This is a genomic window from Streptomyces sp. NPDC089799, assembly GCF_040684755.1.
Classification (GTDB): Bacteria; Actinomycetota; Actinomycetes; order Streptomycetales; family Streptomycetaceae; genus Streptomyces.
Genome location: NZ_JBFBGR010000018.1, coordinates 108,740 through 128,738, shown reverse-complemented (window position 1 = coordinate 128,738; position 19,999 = coordinate 108,740). Strand labels below are relative to the sequence as shown.

Sequence of the window (19,999 nt, the reverse complement as noted above, 5' to 3'; positions counted from 1 at the left end):
ACGGAGCCTGCGGCTGCGCCGCCTGCGCCTGCTGACCACGGGCCGTGACGACACGGCCCGCTCGGCCCGGCGCCGCGGAGCCCAGCCCAAGGTGGTCGCCCTCGGCGGCGGCATGGGCCTCTCGGCCTCCCTGGCCGCGCTGCGCCGCATCACCGGCGACCTGACGGCCGTGGTGACCGTCGCCGACGACGGCGGCTCCAGCGGCCGGCTCCGCGAGGAGCTCGGCGTCCTGCCCCCAGGCGACCTGCGCAAGGCGCTGGCCGCACTCTGCGGGGACGACGACTGGGGCCAGACCTGGTCCCGCGTGATCCGGCACCGCTTCGAGTCCGAAGGCGACCTGCACGGCCACGCCGTCGGCAACCTGCTGATCGTGGCCCTGTGGGAACAGCTCGGCGACCCGGTACAGGCCCTGGACCTGGTCGGCAAGCTGCTCGGGGCGCACGGCAGGGTGCTGCCCATGTCGGCCGTGCCGCTGGAGCTCCAGGCCCTCGTACGCGGCCACGACCCGGCCCGCCCGCACGCGGTGGACACCGTGCGCGGGCAGGCCACCGTCGCCCTCACCCCCGGTGAGGTGCAGTCCGTGCACCTGGTCCCGGCCGACCCGCCGGCCGTCCCCGAGGCCGTCGAGGCGGTCCTGGACGCGGACTGGGTGGTGCTGGGCCCGGGCTCCTGGTTCTCCTCCGTGATCCCGCACCTGCTGGTGCCCGAACTGCTCGACGCGCTGACGCAGACCAAGGCCCGGCGGGTGCTCTCGCTGAACCTCGCGCCGCAGCCCGGGGAAACCGAGGGGTTCTCTCCGCAGCGTCATTTGGAGGTTTTGGCCCGACACGCCCCTAAACTCGCCCTGGACGTGGTGCTGGCCGACCAGGCCGCCGTGCCCGACCGCGAGTCCCTCGCCGATGCGGCCAAACGCTTCGGTGCCGCGGTCGAGCTGGCCCCGGTGGCCAGGGAGGACGGCTCCCCGAAGCACGACCCGGAGCTGCTGGCCGCCGCGTACGACCGTATTTTTCGGATGCATGGAAGGATCGGCCCATGGCGATGACGCCAGCGGTGAAGGATGAGATCTCCCGGCTCCCCGTCACCCGGACCTGCTGCAGGAAGGCAGAGGTCTCGGCGATTCTTCGGTTCGCGGGCGGGCTGCACCTGGTGAGCGGACGGATCGTCATCGAGGCGGAGCTGGACACCGGAATCGCCGCCCGGCGGCTCCGCAAGGACATCCTGGAGATCTTCGGACACTCCTCGGACCTCGTGGTGATGGCCCCCGGCGGGCTGCGCCGCGGCAGCCGGTACGTCGTACGGGTCGTCGCCGGCGGCGACCAGCTGGCCCGCCAGACCGGGCTCGTGGACGGCCGCGGCCGGCCCATCCGCGGCCTCCCCCCGCAGGTCGTCTCCGGGGCCACCTGCGACGCCGAGGCGGCCTGGCGCGGCGCCTTCCTCGCCCACGGCTCGCTCACCGAGCCCGGCCGGTCCTCCTCCCTGGAGGTCACCTGCCCCGGCCCGGAGGCCGCCCTGGCCCTGGTCGGCGCCGCCCGCAGGCTCTCGATCGCCGCCAAGGCCCGCGAGGTCCGCGGCGTCGACCGGGTCGTCGTACGCGACGGCGACGCCATCGGCGCCCTGCTGACCCGGCTCGGCGCCCACGAGTCGGTGCTGGCCTGGGAGGAGCGGCGGATGCGCCGCGAGGTGCGCGCCACCGCCAACCGGCTCGCCAACTTCGACGACGCCAACCTCCGCCGCTCCGCCCGCGCCGCGGTCGCGGCCGGCGCCCGGGTGCAGCGCGCACTGGAGATCCTCGGCGAAGAGGTGCCCGAGCACCTCGCCGCGGCGGGCCGGCTGCGCATGGAGCACAAGCAGGCATCCCTGGAGGAGCTGGGCGCGCTCGCCGACCCGCCGCTGACCAAGGACGCGGTCGCCGGCCGGATCCGGCGCCTGCTGGCGATGGCCGACAAGCGCGCCCAGGACCTCGGCATCCCGGGCACCGAGTCCAACATCACCGAGGAGATGGCCGACAACCTGGCGGGCTGAGGCACCGGCCGGCCCCCGCCCCGCGTTGCTCCGAAGGGCCCGCACGCCTCACGCGTGCGGGCCCTTCGGACGTCTGGCTCGGTACGCCCCATTGACATGGCCATGGGCGATCGTGAGCCTGTCGTGCGTACCGCTTCGTGGCAGACGACGCCCAGGGGGGCACATGAGGCACCGAGCGAGATCGATCCTCGCCGTCAGCGCACTGGCACTTGCTTCACTGGCCGCCGTACCGGCGGCCCAGGCCCGGCCCGGAGGCGGCGCGGGATCCGCGTCCGACGAGGTGCGGGTCTACGACGCCGACATCACCCGGGAACAGGTACCCCTCGTCCTCGCCGCCGGCCAGGACGCCCACGAGCTGGGGGAGCGCGCCCCCGCGAAGGGCACCGCCCGGGTCGAGCTGTTCCTCACCGCCGCCCAGGCCAAGGGCCTCGGCGCGCAGGGCATCAAGCTCGCCGAACGCCGGGTGCCCGGCGGGGCGGCCGCCCGCGCCAAGGCCGCGGGGGACGGGGTCTTCCGTCCCTACAGCGGCAAGGGCGGCCTCCAGGAGGAGATCGTCAAGACCGGCCAGGACCCCCGCGGCATCGCCAAGGTCGTCTCCATCGGCAAGACCGTCCAGGGCAAGGACATCCTCGCGGTCAAGGTCAGCAAGGACGCCCGCCGCACCCGGGACGGCGCCAAACCGGCCACCCTCTACATGTCCAACCAGCACGCCCGCGAGTGGATCACCCCCGAGATGACCAGGCGGCTGCTCCACCACTACCTCGACAACTACGGCAAGGACCAGCGCATCACCCGGCTCGTCGACTCCTCCGAGCTGTGGTTCGTGATCTCCGCCAACCCCGACGGCTACGACTACACCCACGCCCGCGACGGCGCCCGGCTGTGGCGGAAGAACCTCCGCGACACCAACGGCGACGGCAAGACCGCCCCCGGCGACGGCGTCGACCTCAACCGGAACTTCGCCTACAAGTGGGGCTGGGACGACGAGGGCTCCTCGCCCGAGCAGGCCAGCGAGACCTTCCGCGGCTCCGGCCCGAACTCCGAGCCCGAGACCGTCGCCCTCGACGCCTTCGAGAAGCGCATCGGCTTCGAGTACGGCATCAACTACCACTCCGCCGCCGAGCTGCTGCTCTACGGAGTGGGCTGGCAGGTCGCCACCCCCACCCCCGACGACGTGCTCTACAAGGCGCTGGCCGGCACCCCGGAGAACCCGGCCGTCCCCGGCTACCACCCGCAGCTCTCCTCCGAGCTGTACACCACCAACGGCGAGGCCGACGGCCACGCCGCCAACATCCACGGCATGATGATGTTCACGCCCGAGATGACCACCTGCCAGACCGCGTCCGCCTCCGACCCGAACGACGCCTGGAAGCCCGAGGACTGCCCCTCCGGCTTCAACTTCCCGGACGACGAGAAGCTCATCCAGGCGGAGTTCGCCAAGAACGTCCCCTTCGCGCTCTCCGTCGCCGAGACCGCCCTCCGCCCCGATCGGCCCTCCTCCTCCGTGGGCCTGACCGCGGCCGACTTCACCCCGGACGCCTTCACCACCTCCTACGCACGCCGCGGCCAGGACCAGCAGGTCGCCGTCACCGCCCGCAAGTCGCTGCGCGACAAGCACCTCAACTACCGCGTCAACGGCGGCCGGACGCACGACGAGGAACTCCGCCCCTGGAAGGGCGGCGAGACCTTCGGCGGCGAGGACAACAACTGGTTCGACCAGTACCGCGCCACGGTGGAGGGCACCCGCCCCGGCGACAAGGTCGAGGTCTGGTTCACCGGCCGCGACCGCGACACCGGCAGGAAGGTCTCCGCGGAGCACTTCACCTACACCGTGGCCGACCGGCCCCGCGCCGACGTCCTGGTGATCGCCGAGGAAGGCGCCAAGGCGCAGCACGCACAGGCGTACGTCGACGCCCTGCGCGCCAACGGCAGGTCCGCTGCCCTGTGGGACGTGGCGGTACAGGGAGTGCCGCACCCGCTCGGCGTGCTCTCCCACTTCTCCACCGCCGTCCACTACACCGGAGCCCAGGTGCCCGGCGGCGGGACCCAGCTCGCGCTGCGCGCCTTCCTCAACGAGGGCGGCAAGCTGATCGAGGCCGGTGAACGCGCGGGCGGCAACAGCCAGATCGGCCCTGCCGTCACCAACGACTTCAGCCAGTACTGGCTCGGCGCCTACGGGCGTACGGGCGTCAAGGGCGCGACGGGCTTCGCCGGCGCGGGCGGACTCGGCGGCTCCGGCGGCGGACTCGCCGACGCGGCCGGCAACCCGCTGGACACCCCCGGATCCTTCACCGTCACCTCCGACACCCTGCCGGCGGACCGGTACCCGCAGTTCCGCAGTGCCCAGGCGGGCCAGTACGCCGGCGTCGTCAACCCCTACGCCCCCTACGCCGGCTCCTGGATGGCCTCGGCCACCCACGCCGACGACGACTGGAAGCGGCTGGTCCGCACCGTCGACCTCACCGGGGTCACCGCCGCCGACCGGCCGTCCCTGAAGACGGCCCTCAACTGGAACACCGAACCCGGCTACGACCACGCCGTCCTGGAGGCCCGTACCGCCGGCGGCGACGACTGGACCACCCTGCCCGAGGCGAACGGCCTGACCTCGCAGGCGGTCCCCGAGGAGTGCGAGGCCGGGTTCTTCGTCCAGGGCCACCCGTTCCTGCGCCGCTACCTGACCCTGGACGCCGGCGGCTGCACGCCCTCCGGCACCAGCGGCCGGTGGAACAGCTTCACCGGCTCGTCGAACGGCTGGCGCCAGGTGTCCTTCGACCTGAGCGCCTACGCCGGCAAGCAGGTCGAGCTGTCCCTGGCGTACATCACCGACCCCGGCACCGGCGGCCGCGGCGTCTTCATGGACGAGGCGCGGCTGTCCACCGGCGGTAACGACCAGGCCGCGGAGGGTTTCGAGACCTCCCTCGGCGTCTGGTCGGCACAGGGCTCACCGGCCGGAAGCCCCGACATCCCGGGCGACTGGTCCCGTACCGGTGAGCTGTTCAAGTCCTACGCCGCGGTCACCACCCGTGACTCGGTGCTCCTCGGTTTCGGCCTCGAACACCTGCCGACGGCCGCTGACCGGGAGGTTCTGATCGGCAAGGCGCTCCGCACCCTGCGCCGCTGACCCGGGTCCGCACGGCGGGGTGACGGGGACCGCGGTCCCGCCCGGCCCGTACCGCTGTTCCGGTACGGGCCGGAGGGCGGCGCACCCCCGGTCAGCACCGGGTGGTGTCCCCTGCTCATCGATGTCACTCAACGCCGTACGGAGAGGTAGGGTCGTAAGCGGTCGGGGACATCCCATACAGATCGCCGGCAGGACAGGCCGGCGTGACAACGAGGAGATCGGTTCGTGACGATCCGCGTAGGCATCAATGGTTTTGGCCGCATCGGGCGCAACTACTTCCGGGCGCTCCTGGAACAGGGGGCGGACATCGAGATCGTCGGTGTCAACGACCTGACCGACAACGCCACCCTGGTGCACCTGCTCAAGTACGACACCATCCTCGGCCGCCTCAACGCCGAGGTGAGCCACACCGATGACTCCATCACCGTCGGCGGCCAGACCTTCAAGACGATGGCCGAGCGCGACCCGGCGCAGCTCCCCTGGGCCGAGCTGGGCGCCGACATCGTCATCGAGTCCACCGGCATCTTCACCAAGCGCGAGGACGCCGCGAAGCACCTCGCCGCCGGTGCGAAGAAGGTCCTCATCTCGGCTCCGGCCAAGAACGAGGACATCACCATCGTGATGGGCGTCAACCAGGACAAGTACGACGCCGCCAACCACCACGTCATCTCCAACGCGTCCTGCACCACGAACTGCGTGGCGCCGATGGCCAAGGTCCTCGACGAGAACTTCGGCATCGTCAAGGGCATGATGACCACGGTCCACGCGTACACCAACGACCAGCGCATCCTGGACTTCCCGCACTCGGACCTGCGCCGCGCCCGCGCCGCCGCCGAGAACATCATTCCGACGTCCACCGGTGCCGCGAAGGCCACCGCCCTGGTCCTGCCGCAGCTCAAGGGCAAGCTCGACGGCATCGCCATGCGCGTCCCGGTCCCGACCGGCTCGGTCACCGACCTCGTCCTGGAGCTCGACCGCGAGGTCACCAAGGACGAGATCAACGCCGCCTTCCAGAAGGCCGCCGAGGGCCAGCTGAAGGGCATCCTCGACTACACCGAGGACCAGATCGTCTCCTCCGACATCGTGAACTGGCCGGCCTCCTGCACCTTCGACTCCTCCCTGACCATGGTCCAGGGCAAGCAGGTCAAGGTCGTCGGCTGGTACGACAACGAGTGGGGCTACTCCAACCGCCTCGTCGACCTCACGGTCTTCGTCGGCGGCCAGCTCTGATCGTCGAGCGGTAACCACGATGTAAGGCTCAGGGTCCGGGTGGCGCGAAGATGCGCAGCCCGGACCCTGTAGTTTGCCTGTCGTTCTTCGCCTGCACATGGGCGCCTAAGGAGTCAGAAACAACATGAAGACGATCGACGAACTCCTCGCCGAGGGTGTGGCCGGCCAGCGGGTCTTCGTCCGCGCCGACCTGAACGTGCCCCTCGCGGACGGCGAGATCACCGACGACGGCCGCATCCGCGCCGTCCTGCCGACCATCGCGAAGCTCGCCGAGGCCGGCGCCCGCGTGGTCGTGGCCTCGCACCTCGGCCGCCCCAAGGGTGAGCCGGACCCGGCCTTCTCCCTCGCCCCGGCCGCCGCGCGGCTCGGCGAACTGCTCGGCCAGGACGTCGCGTTCGCCACCGACACGGTCGGCTCCTCCGCCGAGGAGACCGTCGCCGCCCTCGCCGACGGCCGGGTCGCCGTGATCGAGAACCTGCGCTTCAACGCCGGCGAGACCTCCAAGGACGACGCCGAGCGCGGTGCCTTCGCCGACCGGCTCGCCCGGCTCGCCGACCTCTACGTCGGCGACGGCTTCGGCGCCGTGCACCGCAAGCACGCCTCGGTCTTCGACCTCCCGGCGCGCCTGCCGCACGCGGCCGGCCACCTGATCGCCACCGAGGTCGGCGTCCTGCAGAAGCTCACCGCCGACGTCAAGCGCCCGTACGTGGTCGTGCTCGGCGGCGCCAAGGTCTCCGACAAGCTCGCCGTGATCGACGAGCTGCTCGGCAAGGCCGACCGCCTGCTGATCGGCGGCGGCATGGCGTACACCTTCCTCCACGCCAAGGGCTACGAGGTCGGAATCTCCCTGCTCCAGAAGGACCAGGTCGAGAAGGTCAAGGAGTACATGGCCCGCGCCGAGGCCAACGGCGTGGAGCTGGTCCTCCCGGTCGACGTCCTGGCCTCCAAGGACTTCCCCGACCTCAAGGGCAAGACCCCGGCCGACTATGAGGTCGTCGACGCGGACTCGATCCCCGCCGACAAGGAGGGCCTGGACATCGGCCCCAAGACCCGCGAGCTGTACGCGTCGAAGATCACCGACGCCGCGACCGTGTTCTGGAACGGTCCGGTGGGCGTCTTCGAGCACCCCGACTACTCGAACGGCACCGCCGCCATCGCACAGGCGCTGCTCGACAGTGACGCGTTCACCGTGGTCGGCGGTGGCGACTCCGCCGCCGCCGTCCGCACCCTGGGCTTCGACGAGACGAAGTTCGGGCACATCTCGACCGGTGGCGGCGCCAGCCTCGAATACCTCGAGGGCAAGACGCTTCCCGGCATCGCCGCACTGGAGGACTGAACCACAGTGACTGACCGCACCCCGCTGATGGCGGGCAACTGGAAGATGAACCTCAACCACCTTGAGGCCATCGCCCACGTCCAGAAGCTCGCCTTCGCCCTGGCCGACAAGGACTACGACGCGACCGAGGTCGCGGTGCTGGTCCCCTTCACCGACCTCCGCTCGGTGCAGACCCTGGTCGACGGCGACAAGCTGAAGATCAAGTACGGCGCCCAGGACATCTCCGCGCACGACTCCGGCGCCTACACCGGCGAGATCTCCGGCGCGATGCTCTCCAAGCTGAAGTGCTCCTACGTGGCCGTCGGCCACAGCGAGCGCCGCCAGTACCACGGAGAGTCCGACGAGCTCTGCAACGCCAAGGTCAAGGCCGCCTTCGCACACGGGATCACCCCGATCCTGTGCGTCGGCGAGGGCCTGGACGTGCGCAAGGCCGGCAACCAGGTCGCGCACACCCTCGCCCAGGTCGACGGCGGCCTGAAGGACGTCCCGGCCGAGCAGGCCGAGACGATCGTGATCGCCTACGAGCCCGTCTGGGCCATCGGCACCGGCGAGGTCGCCACGCCCGACGACGCCCAGGAGGTCTGCGGTGCGATCCGCGCCCGCCTGGCCGAGCTGTACTCCGAGGACGTGGCCGTCAAGATCCGCATCCAGTACGGCGGCTCCGTGAAGTCCGGTAACATCGCCGCGATCATGGCGCAGCCGGACGTCGACGGCGCCCTCGTCGGCGGTGCCGCGCTGGACTCCGAGGAGTTCGTCAGGATCGTCCGCTTCCGCGACCAGTGACGATCGCTGTGAGTATGCGGTAAGGCGGATCCGTCGTACCCTTGCGGGGGCCGGAAGAGCTGAACCATCAGCCGCCGGCCCCCGCATCATCGAAACAGGAAGTAGGGTCCAGCCGTGGTTATGGGGTTCTCGATCGCCCTGATCGTCTTCAGCCTGCTGCTGATGCTGCTCGTGCTGATGCACAAGGGCAAGGGCGGCGGCCTCTCCGACATGTTCGGCGGCGGCATGCAGTCCTCCGTCGGCGGCTCCTCGGTCGCCGAGCGGAACCTCGACCGCATCACCGTCGTGATCGGTCTGCTGTGGTTCGCCTGCATTGTCGCTCTCGGCCTGCTGATCAAGTCCGGCAGCTGACCCCAACTCGGGTACGGCGCGGTACACTCACGCTTCGCGGCACCATCACGCAGGGAGTTACGACCGTGGCAAGTGGCAACGCGATCCGTGGCAGTCGGGTCGGAGCGGGGCCGATGGGCGAGGCCGAGCGCGGCGAGTCCGCACCCCGTCTGCGCATCTCCTTCTGGTGCTCCAACGGGCACGAGACCCAGCCCAGCTTCGCCAGCGACGCACAGGTACCGGACACCTGGGACTGCCCGCGCTGCGGGTTCCCGGCGGGTCAGGACCGGGACAACCCCCCGGCGCCGCCGCGCACCGAACCGTACAAGACGCACCTCGCGTACGTACGGGAACGGCGCACCGACGCCGACGGCGAGGCGATCCTCGCCGAGGCCCTCGCCAAGCTCCGGGGCGAGATCTGAGCACGACCACACCGTGTGAACCAAGGGCCCGGCCCGCTGGATGCATTCTCCAGCGGGCCGGGCCCCTTTGTGTGCAGTGTGGCCCTTTCGATCCTTTAGGTTGGTCACTGGCGGGGCACAACAGGACGGAAGAAGTGGGTTGATGTCCGAGATGAACGCAGGCGGACGAACGAGCCTCAACCGGACGCCGGAGTGGCTTGCCCTGGGCAAGCACCGCGAGGCGCTGGGCCAGACGCATCTGCGGGAGCTGTTCGCGGCGGACCCGGACCGCGGCACCGGCTACACCCTGCGGGTCGGGGACCTGCACATCGACTACTCCAAGCACCTCGTGACCGACGAGACCCTCGCACTGCTGCGGGACCTCGCCACGGCCACCGGGGTGGCGGAACTGCGCGAGGCCATGTTCCGCGGCGAGAAGATCAACACGACCGAGGGGCGCGCGGTCCTGCACACCGCACTGCGCGCACCGGCCGGCGCGGTCGTCGAGGTGGACGGCGAGAACGTCGTCCCGGGCGTCCACGCCGTGCTCGACAAGATGGCCGCCTTCGCCGACCGCGTCCGGTCGGGGGAGTGGACGGGCCACACCGGCAAGCGCATCCGGAACGTGGTCAACGTCGGCATCGGCGGCTCCGACCTCGGCCCGGCCATGGCGTACGAGGCCCTGCGCGCCTTCACCGACCGCGATCTGACGGTCCGTTTCGTCTCCAACGTGGACGGCGCGGACATGCACGAGGCGGTACGGGACCTGGACCCGGCCGAGACGCTGTTCATCGTCGCCTCGAAGACCTTCACCACCGTCGAGACCATCACCAACGCCACCTCGGCCAAGACCTGGCTGCTGGGCGGACTCGGCGGCGACAAGGCCGCGGTGGCCCGCCACTTCGTGGCCCTCTCCACGAACGAGGAGAAGGTCGGGGAGTTCGGCATCGACACGGCCAACATGTTCGAGTTCTGGGACTGGGTCGGCGGTCGCTACTCCTTCGACTCGGCCATCGGGCTCTCGCTGATGATCGCCATCGGCCCGGACGCGTTCCGCGAGCTGCTGGCCGGCTTCCACACCGTCGACGAGCACTTCCGCACCGCCCCACCGGAGGCCAACGGCCCGCTCCTGATGGGCCTGTTGGGCATCTGGTACGGCGGGTTCTTCGACGCGCAGTCGCACGCGGTGCTGCCCTACAGCCACTACCTGTCCCGGTTCACCGCCTACCTGCAGCAGCTGGACATGGAGTCCAACGGCAAGTCGGTCGACCGACAGGGCAACCCGGTCGAATGGCAGACCGGCCCGGTGGTGTGGGGCACGCCCGGCACCAACGGCCAGCACGCCTACTACCAGCTGATCCACCAGGGCACCAAGACCATCCCGGCGGACTTCATCGGCTTCGCCCGGCCGCTCCCCGAACTGCCGCCGTTCCTGGCGGCCCAGCACGACCTGCTGATGGCGAACTTCTTCGCGCAGACCCAGGCGCTGGCCTTCGGCAAGACGCCCGAGGAGGTCCGCGCGGAGGGGGTCGCGGAGGAGCTGGTCCCGCACAAGACCTTCCGCGGCAACCACCCGACGACGACCATCCTGGCGCCCGAGCTCAGCCCGAACGTGCTGGGACAGCTGATCGCCCTCTACGAGCACAAGGTGTTCGTCCAGGGCGCGGTGTGGAACATCGACTCCTTCGACCAGTGGGGCGTGGAGCTCGGCAAGGTGCTCGCCAAGCGGGTCGAGCCGGCGCTGAGCGAGGGCGCCGAGGTGCCGGGGCTCGACGCGTCGACGCGGGCGCTGGTGGCGGCGTACCGGGAGCTGCGCGGACGCGGCTGACGGGACGGCAGCCGATGCCATGACAGAAGTGCCCTGCCCCGCGGTCGGAGGGACAGGGCACTTCGTACGGGGAGGGCCGGGCTAGGAGAGCGCGGGCGGGTACATGCCCGCGGGCAGCTTCGCGGCGGCCGCCCGGTCCAGCAGCCAGAGCGTCCGGCTCCGGCCGTACGCGGCCGCCGCCGGGGCCTGGACCTCGCCGGCCCCGCCGAGCGCGATGGCCACCGCCCCGGCCTTGTCCTCGCCGGCCGCCAGCAGCCAGACCTCGCGGGCCGCGCAGATGGCGGGCAGGGTGAGCGAGATCCGGGTGGGCGGCGGCTTGGGCGAACCGTGTACGCCGACCACGGTGCGGGCGGTCTCCCGCGCGGCGGGGTGCTCGGGGAACAGGCTCGCCACATGGGTGTCGGGGCCGACCCCGAGCATCAGCACGTCGAAGCGGGGGACCGGACCGTGGTCCTCGGGGGTGGCCGCGCGGGCGAGCTCCTCCGCGTAGGCGGCGGCCGCCGCGTCCACGTCCTGGCCGTACGGGCCGTCGGACGCGGGCATCACGTGCACGCGGGCCGGGTCCAGCGGGACCGAGTCCAGGAGGGCTTCGCGGGCCTGGGTGTGGTTGCGCTCCGGGTCGTCGGCCGGGACGTACCGCTCGTCGCCCCACCACAGGTCCAGGCGCGTCCAGTCGACGGCGTCGCGGGCCGGGGCGGCGGCGAGTGCCGTGAGCAGGCCGTTGCCGTTGCGGCCGCCGGTCAGCACGACGGAGGCCGAGCCGCGGGCCGCCTGCGCGTCCACGATCCTGGTGATGAGGCGCGCCGCGGCGGCCTGTGCCATCAGTTCTTTGTCCCGGTGGACGACGACCTGGGGTGTCGTCATACCCATGTTGCTGCCGCCTTTTCGGTTGTGCGGGTGGTGCGTGCGTGTGCGGGTCTGCGTGCCCGCGCGTGTGCGGGCGTGCGTGCCCGGGCGGGTGCGGTGCCGCTGCGCGGAGCCTTTCCCCACCCCGCCCCTTCCCGAAACCGGGGCTCTGCCCCGGACCCCCTCGTTCACCTGCGGGCCGGTGGGGCCGGTCGCGCAGTTCCCCGCGCCCCTGGCGGCTCCGGTGTGGGCAGGCGTTCCGCAGGGCGGCACCGGCGTGAGCGGGGTCCGGGGCCGCAGGCCCCGGTTTCGGGAAGGGGTGGGGAGGGGACATGTAAAGCCCCGCAGGGCCCGGCACGGGTGTGACGGGCCCTGCGGGGGTTGCTACTTCGCGGCCGGCTTCTTCGCCGGCTTGGCCGCGGCCGGCTTGGCGGAGCCGGAGCCCGAGGCCGGGGCCTCGGATTCGGCGGCCGCCGCCGGGGCGGCCGCGGCAGCCGCGGCAGACCCACCCGCGGCCGGCTTCGCCGCACCGGCCTGGTTCAGCTTGGCCACGCCGAACTTCAGCGAAGCGGCATACGTGTTGTCCGGGTCCAGCCGGCGGAGCTCCTCCGCCAGCAGCTCGGCCGTGTCCCGCCGCTTCAGCGCCACCGCCCGGTCCGGCTGACCGGGCATGCACAGGGTCGCCAGCGAGCCGTCCGCCCGGTCCAGGACGATGTCGCCCTCCTTGGTCTCCAGCCGGACCGCGGTCAGACCGGGCCCCTCGGAGACGGTCCGCCGGACGGGCACCTGCAGCCGGTCCGCCAGCCACATGGCGAGCAGTTCGCAGCTGGGGTTCTCGTCCTCGCCCTCGACCGTGGCCGAGAGCACCGTCAGCGAACGCTGGTCCAGCGCGGCGGCCAGCATCGAACGCCACGGGGTGATCCGCGTCCACGACAGGTCGGTGTCGCCCGGCGCGTACGCCGCGGCGCGGGCCCCGAGGTGCGCGCCCGGGTCCTCGCACGCGTAGGTGTCGGTGATCCGGCGCTGGCCCAGCGAACCCAGCGGGTCGCCCGCCACGTCCGAGGGCGCGTCCTCCGGCCACCACACGACCACCGGGGCGTCCGGCAGCAGCAGCGGGAGCACCGCCGACTGCGCGTGGTTGACCAGGTCGCCGTACAGACGCAGGACAACCGTTTCTCCGGTCCCCGAGTCCGTACCGACCCGGACCTCCGCGTCCAGCCGCGCGTCCCGCCGCGCCCGCGGCGACCGGCTGACCCGCCGGATCACCACGATGATCCGCGACGGGTGCTCGTGCGAGGCGTCGTTCGCCGACTTGAGCGCGTCGTACGCGTTCTCCTCGTCGGTGACGATGACCAGGGTGAGGACCATGCCGATGGCAGGCGTGCCGATGGCTCGGCGCGCCTGCACCAGCGCGGCATTGATCTTGCTGGAGGTGGTCTCCGTGAGATCGATCTTCATGGCCGGCGCCAGCTCCGTCCGTCTCGTGCGAGCATCTCGTCCGCCTCGACCGGCCCCCAGGTACCCGCCGGGTACTGCGCGGGCCTGCCGTGCTTGTCCCAGTACTCCTCGATCGGGTCGAGGATGTTCCAGGACAGTTCGACCTCCTGGTGGCGGGGGAAGAGGTTCGCGTCGCCCAGGAGCACGTCGAGGATGAGGCGCTCGTAGGCCTCGGGGCTCGACTCCGTGAAGGACTCGCCGTACGCGAAGTCCATCGTGACGTCCCTGACCTCCATGGAGGTGCCGGGGACCTTGGAGCCGAAGCGGACCGTCACGCCCTCGTCCGGCTGGACGCGGATGACGAGTGCGTTCTGCCCGAGTTCCTCGGTGGCGCCCGACTCGAACGGCAGGTACGGGGCCCGCTTGAAGACGACCGCGATCTCCGTCACCCGGCGGCCCAGGCGCTTGCCGGTCCGCAGGTAGAAGGGGACGCCCGCCCAGCGCCGGTTGTTGATCTCCAGCTTGATGGCCGCGTAGGTGTCGGTCTTGGAGCCGGGGTTGATGCCCTCTTCCTCCAGGTACCCGACGACCTTCTCGCCGCCCTGCCAGGCGGAGGTGTACTGGCCGCGCACCGTGTGCTTGCCCAGGTCCTCCGGGATCTGCACGGCGCTGAGCACCTTGAGCTTCTCCGCCACCAGCGCCTTGGGGTGGAAGGAGCCGGGCTCCTCCATCGCGGTCAGCGCGAGCAGCTGGAGCAGGTGGTTCTGGATGACGTCACGGGCGGCGCCGATGCCGTCGTAGTAGCCGGCCCGGCCGCCGATGCCGATGTCCTCGGCCATGGTGATCTGCACGTGGTCGACGTACGACCGGTTCCAGATCGGCTCGAACATGGTGTTGGCGAAGCGGAGCGCCAGGATGTTCTGGACGGTCTCCTTGCCGAGGTAGTGGTCGATCCGGAAGACCTCGTCCCGGGGGAATACCTCGTGGACGATCTTGTTGAGCTCCTCGGCGCTCGCCAGGTCGTGGCCGAAGGGCTTCTCGATGACGGCGCGCCGCCACGAACCCTCCTGCTGGGCCAGCCCGTGGTTCTTGAGCTGCTGGACCACCTGGGGGAAGAACTTCGGCGGCACCGAGAGGTAGAAGGCGAAGTTGCCGCCCGTCCCCTGCTGCTTGTCGAGCTCCTCGATCGTCGCCTTCAGCGTCTCGAACGCCGCGTCGTCGTCGAAGTCGCCCTGCACGAACCGGCAGCCCTGCACCAGCTGCTGCCAGACCTCCTCCCGGAACGGGGTGCGCGAGTGCTCCTTGACGGCCTCGTACACCTCGTGGGCGAAGTCCTCGTGCTCCCACTCGCGGCGGGCGAAACCGATCAGCGAGAAGCCCGGCGGCAGCAGCCCCCGGTTCGCCAGGTCGTAGACGGCGGGCATCAGCTTCTTGCGCGACAGGTCGCCCGTAACGCCGAAAATGACCAGGCCGGACGGCCCCGCGATGCGCGGGAGCCGCCGGTCCTGTGCGTCACGAAGCGGGTTGCTCGCTCCGTTCACTGACAAAATACTCAGTCCTCCGCGGGGGCGAGGCGCGACAGCTCCGCCTCGGTCGACTTCAGCAGGTCGTTCCAGGACGTCTCGAACTTCTCGACGCCCTCGTCTTCGAGCAGCTGCACCACATCGTCGTACGAGATGCCCAGCTTGGCGACCGCTTCGAGCTCGGCGCGGGACTGGTCGTACGTACCGCGGACGGTGTCGCCGGCGACCTCGCCGTGGTCGGCGGTGGCCTCCAGGGTGGCCTCCGGCATGGTGTTCACCGTGCCCGGGGCGACCAGATCCACCACGTACAGGGTGTCCTTGTACGAGGGGTCCTTGACGCCGGTGGAGGCCCACAGCGGGCGCTGCTTGTTGGCCTGGGCCTTGTCCAGCGCGGCCCAGCGCTCGGAGGAGAAGACCTCCTCGAACGCCTCGTAGGCCAGACGGGCGTTGGCCAGGGCGGCCTTGCCCTTGAGCTCCTTGGCCTCGGGGGTGCCGAGGGCGTCCAGGCGCTTGTCGATCTCGGTGTCCACGCGGGACACGAAGAAGGAGGCGACCGAGTGGATCTTGGACAGGTCCAGGCCGGCGGCCTTGGCCTTCTCCAGACCCGCCAGGTACGCGTCCATGACCTCGCGGTAGCGCTCCAGCGAGAAGATCAGCGTCACGTTGACGCTGATGCCCCGGCCGATGACCTCGGTGATCGCCGGCAGGCCGGCCTTGGTCGCCGGGATCTTGATGAGCGTGTTCGGGCGGTCCACCAGCCAGGCCAGCTGCTTGGCCTCGGCGATGGTGGCGGGGGTGTTGTGGGCCAGCCGCGGGTCGACCTCGATCGACACCCGGCCGTCCTGGCCGTCCGTCGCGTCGTACACGGGACGGAGGATGTCCGCCGCGTCCCGCACGTCCGCCGTGGTGATCATCCGGATGGCCTCGTCGACCGTCACCTTGCGGGCCGCCAGGTCGGCCAGCTGCGGGCCGTAGCCGTCGCCGCCGCTGATCGCCTTCTGGAAGATCGCCGGGTTGGTGGTCACGCCCACCACGTGCTGCTGGTCGATCAGCTCGGCCAGGTTGCCGGACGTGATGCGCTTGCGGGACAGGTCGTCCAGCCAGATCGCCACGCCTTCGTCCGAGAGGCGCTTCAGTGCGTCTGCCATGGGAATTGCATCTCCTACTGGTACGGGTGGGGGCGTCAGCGCGCGGCGGCGGCCAGCGACTCGCGGGCGGCGGCGGCAACGGCCTCGGGCGTGAATCCGAACTCGCGGAACAGCACCTTGGCGTCGGCCGAGGCACCGAAGTGCTCCAGCGAGACGATCCGGCCGGCGTCCCCGACGTAACGGTGCCAGGTCAGGCCGATGCCCGCCTCGACGGCCACGCGGGCCTTCACCGACGGCGGCAGCACGCTGTCCTTGTACGCCTGGTCCTGCTCCTCGAACCACTCCACGCACGGCATGGAGACCACGCGGGCCGGGATGCCGGCGGCCTGGAGCTGCTCACGGGCCTCGACGGCCACGTGCACCTCGGAGCCGGTGCCGATGAGGACCACCTGGGCGGCTGCGCTCTGCCCGTCGGCGCCCGTGGCCTCGAACAGCACGTAGCCGCCCTTGGCGGTGTCCTCGTTCGCCTCGTACGTCGGCACGCCCTGGCGGGTCAGCGCCAGACCGTGCGGGGCGCCCTTGCCGAACACCTTGGTGTGGCGGCGGAGGATCTCGCGCCAGGCCAGGGCGGTCTCGTTCGCGTCGGCCGGGCGGACGACGTTCAGGCCCGGGATGGCGCGCAGCGAGGCCAGGTGCTCGACCGGCTGGTGCGTGGGGCCGTCCTCGCCGAGACCGATGGAGTCGTGCGTCCACACGTACGTCACCGGCAGGTGCATCAGGGAGGAGAGGCGGACCGCGTTGCGCATGTAGTCGGAGAACACCAGGAAGGTGCCGCCGTAGATGCGGGTGTGGCCGTGCAGCGCGATGCCGTTCATGGCCGCGGCCATGGCGTGCTCGCGGATGCCGAAGTGGATGGTGCGGCCGTACGGGTCGGCCTCCGGCAGCGGGTTGCCCTTCGGCAGGAACGAGGAGTTCTTGTCGATGGTGGTGTTGTTGGAGCCGGCCAGGTCGGCCGAGCCGCCCCACAGCTCCGGGATGACCGCGCCGAGCGCCTGCAGCACCTTGCCGGAGGCCGCACGGGTGGCGACACCGGTGCCGGGCTCGAAGACGGGGAGCTTGGCCTCCCAGCCCTCGGGCAGCTCGTTGGCGTTGATCCGGTCGAACTCAGCGGCGCGCTCGGGGTTGGCGGTGCGCCAGGCGGAGAGGTCCTTCTCCCAGGCGGCCTTGGCCTCGCGGCCCCGGTCCAGCGCCTTGCGGGTGTGGGCGATGACCTCGTCGGCGACCTCGAAGGTCTGCTCCGGGTCGAAGCCGAGGACGCGCTTGGTGGCGGCCACCTCGTCGTTGCCGAGGGCGGAGCCGTGCGAGGCCTCGGTGCCCTGGGCGTGCGGGGCCGGCCAGGCGATGATCGAGCGGGCCGCGATGAAGGACGGGCGCCCGGTCTCGGCCTTGGCCGCCTCGATCGCGGCGTAGAGGGCCTTGGGGTCCAGGTCGCCGTTCGGCTGCTGGGCCACGCGCTGGACGTGCCAGCCGTACGCCTCGAAGCGCTTGCAGGTGTCCTCCGAGACGGCGGTCTCGGTGTCGCCCTCGATGGAGATGTGGTTGTCGTCCCAGAGCAGGACCAGGTTGCCCAGCTTCTGGTGGCCGGCCAGGGAGGCGGCCTCGGCGGAGATGCCCTCCTGGAGGCAGCCGTCACCGGCGATGGCGTAGACCATGTGGTCGAAGGGCGAGGTGCCCGGCGCGGCCTCCGGGTCGAACAGGCCGCGCTCGTACCGGGCGGCCATGGCCATGCCCACGGCGTTGGCCACACCCTGGCCGAGCGGGCCGGTGGTGGTCTCCACGCCGGCCGTGTGGCCGTACTCCGGGTGGCCGGGGGTCTTGGAACCCCAGGTGCGGAACGCCTTGAGGTCGTCCAGCTCCAGCCCGAAGCCGCCCAGGTACAGCTGGGTGTACAGGGTGAGGGACGAGTGGCCCGCGGAGAGCACGAAACGGTCGCGGCCGACCCACTGCGGGTCCGCCGGGTCGTGCCGCATGACCTTCTGGAAGAGGGTGTACGCGGCAGGGGCCAGACTCATGGCCGTGCCGGGGTGTCCGTTCCCGACCTTCTGGACCGCGTCGGCGGCCAGGATGCGGGCGGTGTCAACCGCCCGCTGGTCCAGTTCGGTCCATTCGAGCTCTGTGGTGGTCGGCTTGGTGCTCACCGTCGGTCAGGGCTCCTCTCCACATGTTTGGTTGTCCCGGTGACGAACGGTGCACCGGCGCGTTTCCGAGCCTACCCTCGCCGCAGCGTGCAGCTATTCGAGTGCCTCCGCTCCGTCACCACCCTGTCACCTTTGGATCACCGGAGCGCGCGGTCGGGTTCGTGTTGCGGCTCTCGGGCCAACACGGGACGACCCCCGCGCGGGGCGACGCAAGGGCAGCGTCTAGAGTGGCGTGGTACGCGCAAGTCTTAACCGGACCGTCACGTCTCTTCCCCTACGAGTCCGGCTGGAGTCTTGCTGGGAGTCTTTCGTCAGGGGTGTGCGTGACGGCCGTCGAATCCCGTCCAGCGGGGGTACTCGGGACGAGCCCCGATCACCGGCCGTTCGGGGCCCGGGTCATGGCGTTCGTGGCATTGACCAAGCCGCGGATCATCGAGCTGCTGCTCATCACCACGGTGCCGGTGATGTTCCTGGCCGAGCAGGGTGTGCCCTCGCTCTGGCTGGTCCTCGCCACCTGCATCGGCGGTTACCTGTCGGCGGGCGGCGCCAATGCGCTGAACATGTACATCGACCGCGACATCGACGCGCTGATGGACCGGACCGCGCAGCGCCCGCTGGTGACCGGCATGGTCAGCCCGCGCGAGGCGATGGTGTTCGGCATCACCCTCGCGGTGGTGTCCACGCTGTGGTTCGGCCTGCTGGTGAACTGGCTCTCGGCCGCGCTCTCGCTCGGCGCGCTCCTCTTCTACGTGGTCGTCTACACGATGCTGCTGAAGCGGCGCACCGCGCAGAACATCGTCTGGGGCGGCATCGCCGGCTGCCTGCCGGTGCTCATCGGCTGGTCCGCGGTGACCAACTCGATGTCGTGGGCCGCGATCATCCTCTTCCTGGTCATCTTCTTCTGGACCCCGCCGCACTACTGGCCGCTGTCCATGAAGGTGAAGGACGACTACGCGCGGGTCGGCGTGCCGATGCTGCCGGTCGTCGCGGGCAACAGGGTGGTGGCCCGGCAGATCGTCCTCTACAGCTGGGTGATGGTGGCCGTCTCCCTGCTGCTCACCCCGCTGGGGTACACCGGTTGGTTCTACACCTCGGTGGCGCTGGTGGCGGGCGGCTGGTGGCTGTGGGAGGCGCACGCGCTGCAGGCGCGGGCCAAGGCGGGTGTGACCGGCGCGAAGCTCAAGGAGATGCGCCTGTTCCACTGGTCGATCACCTATGTGTCGCTGCTGTTCGTGGCGGTGGCCGTGGATCCCTTCCTCCGCTGATTACTCGCCGGTAGCATGCCTGCCATGGCAGCAGACACGAAGCAGGAGCGCACCGCGGCGAAGCTCGCCCGGCAGATCGGCGCCTTCTCCAAGGAGCACGGGGGCGCCGAAGGGCAGCTCGCGTACATCGGCCAGGCGGGCACCCGGATCGTGCTCGTCGGCGAGGACGGGGGCTGGGGCGACCTGGTGGCCCCGACCCGCGAGGTGGCGCGGCTCGCGGCGGAGAAGGCCGGGCTGACGCTGCAGGACGCCTTTGACGGCGAGATGGCGGCGAAGGTGAAGACCGGGCCGTACGAGTGGACCCGGATGGCGGGCATCCAGTTGGGCGGGCCGCGGAATTCCGTGGCGGTGCCGGTGGCTCCGGAGGCGGAGCCGGAGGCTGTGGTCGCGGATGCGGAGCCGGCTTCGGCCGAAGCGGGGGCTGCGGAGCCGGCCGCCGGGGCGGAGCCCGAGGCTGCCGCCGGGGACGAGCCGACGAAGCCCGGGGCTTCTGCCTGAGCCGCTGGACTGCTTGGCGGGGCCGGGGTGCAGGCGCACGCTGCGCGGCCGGTGCGCGCCGGTGTGCCGTGTGCCCAATGATGATTGCTTGCA

The 19,999-nt window shown here is 71.0% G+C and carries 15 protein-coding genes and 1 pseudogene; 11 read left to right on the top strand and 5 right to left on the bottom strand.

Translation table 11 applies throughout. The features are described 5' to 3' along the window. Positions 1-7: 7 nt before the first annotated feature. The 9 genes from yvcK to pgi all read left to right on the top strand — a co-directional run bounded on the left by yvcK (position 8) and on the right by pgi (position 11,051). A complete protein-coding gene (gene yvcK / locus AB0O36_RS21125) occupies positions 8-1,042 on the top strand; it encodes a uridine diphosphate-N-acetylglucosamine-binding protein YvcK (protein ID WP_365112658.1) in 1,035 nt (344 codons plus the stop codon). Continuing rightward, complete coding sequence (gene whiA / locus AB0O36_RS21120) at positions 1,033-2,022, top strand: DNA-binding protein WhiA (RefSeq protein WP_365112547.1); 990 nt, start codon at positions 1,033-1,035, stop codon at positions 2,020-2,022. Before yvcK ends, whiA begins: the two co-directional genes overlap by 10 nt. A gap of 163 nt (positions 2,023-2,185) precedes the next feature. Continuing rightward, complete coding sequence (locus AB0O36_RS21115) at positions 2,186-5,143, top strand: M14 family zinc carboxypeptidase (protein WP_365112544.1); 2,958 nt, start codon at positions 2,186-2,188, stop codon at positions 5,141-5,143. Positions 5,144-5,368: 225 nt separating this feature from the next. Next, entirely contained in the window at positions 5,369-6,373 is a 1,005-nt protein-coding gene (gene gap / locus AB0O36_RS21110) for a type I glyceraldehyde-3-phosphate dehydrogenase (protein WP_365112541.1), read from the top strand. Positions 6,374-6,497: 124 nt separating this feature from the next. After that, the gene (locus tag AB0O36_RS21105) at positions 6,498-7,709 is read left to right on the top strand and encodes a phosphoglycerate kinase (protein ID WP_365112538.1); all 1,212 of its coding nucleotides are present in this window, start codon (positions 6,498-6,500) and stop codon (positions 7,707-7,709) included. Positions 7,710-7,715: 6 nt separating this feature from the next. Next, positions 7,716-8,492: a triose-phosphate isomerase gene (gene tpiA / locus AB0O36_RS21100; protein WP_365112536.1), complete on the top strand. Its 777-nt coding sequence runs from the start codon at positions 7,716-7,718 to the stop codon at positions 8,490-8,492. Positions 8,493-8,606: 114 nt separating this feature from the next. Continuing rightward, entirely contained in the window at positions 8,607-8,843 is a 237-nt protein-coding gene (secG, locus tag AB0O36_RS21095; protein ID WP_365112533.1) for a preprotein translocase subunit SecG, read from the top strand. 65 nt (positions 8,844-8,908) lie between these two features. Beyond that, positions 8,909-9,244, top strand: coding sequence for an RNA polymerase-binding protein RbpA (locus AB0O36_RS21090; protein WP_007263454.1), 336 nt, complete (start codon positions 8,909-8,911; stop codon positions 9,242-9,244). A gap of 151 nt (positions 9,245-9,395) precedes the next feature. Next, positions 9,396-11,051: a glucose-6-phosphate isomerase gene (gene pgi / locus AB0O36_RS21085; RefSeq protein ID WP_365112655.1), complete on the top strand. Its 1,656-nt coding sequence runs from the start codon at positions 9,396-9,398 to the stop codon at positions 11,049-11,051. A gap of 81 nt (positions 11,052-11,132) precedes the next feature. On the opposite strand, the gene pgl is transcribed toward pgi, so the two are convergent. From pgl to tkt, 5 genes are all read right to left on the bottom strand, one after another. Then, positions 11,133-11,915, bottom strand: coding sequence for a 6-phosphogluconolactonase (gene pgl / locus AB0O36_RS21080; RefSeq protein ID WP_365112529.1), 783 nt, complete (start codon positions 11,913-11,915; stop codon positions 11,133-11,135). Between the two features lie 366 nt (positions 11,916-12,281). After that, entirely contained in the window at positions 12,282-13,355 is a 1,074-nt protein-coding gene (gene opcA / locus AB0O36_RS21075) for a glucose-6-phosphate dehydrogenase assembly protein OpcA (protein WP_365112526.1), read from the bottom strand. Continuing rightward, positions 13,352-14,881 (bottom strand): glucose-6-phosphate dehydrogenase, encoded by a 1,530-nt coding sequence (zwf, locus tag AB0O36_RS21070; protein WP_365112524.1) that lies wholly within the window; start codon positions 14,879-14,881, stop codon positions 13,352-13,354. Before zwf ends, opcA begins: the two co-directional genes overlap by 4 nt. Positions 14,882-14,886: 5 nt before the next feature. Continuing rightward, positions 14,887-16,005: a transaldolase gene (tal, locus tag AB0O36_RS21065; protein WP_365112521.1), complete on the bottom strand. Its 1,119-nt coding sequence runs from the start codon at positions 16,003-16,005 to the stop codon at positions 14,887-14,889. 35 nt (positions 16,006-16,040) lie between these two features. Next, positions 16,041-18,143 (bottom strand): transketolase, encoded by a 2,103-nt coding sequence (tkt, locus tag AB0O36_RS21060; RefSeq protein WP_365112518.1) that lies wholly within the window; start codon positions 18,141-18,143, stop codon positions 16,041-16,043. Positions 18,144-18,460: 317 nt separating this feature from the next. On the opposite strand from tkt, the gene AB0O36_RS21055 reads away from it, so the two are divergent. Then, positions 18,461-19,408, top strand: coding sequence for a heme o synthase (locus AB0O36_RS21055; RefSeq protein ID WP_365112515.1), 948 nt, complete (start codon positions 18,461-18,463; stop codon positions 19,406-19,408). Between the two features lie 15 nt (positions 19,409-19,423). Beyond that, positions 19,424-19,747, top strand: a pseudogene (locus tag AB0O36_RS21050) (hypothetical protein); the annotation flags it as partial. Positions 19,748-19,999 lie beyond the last annotated feature (252 nt).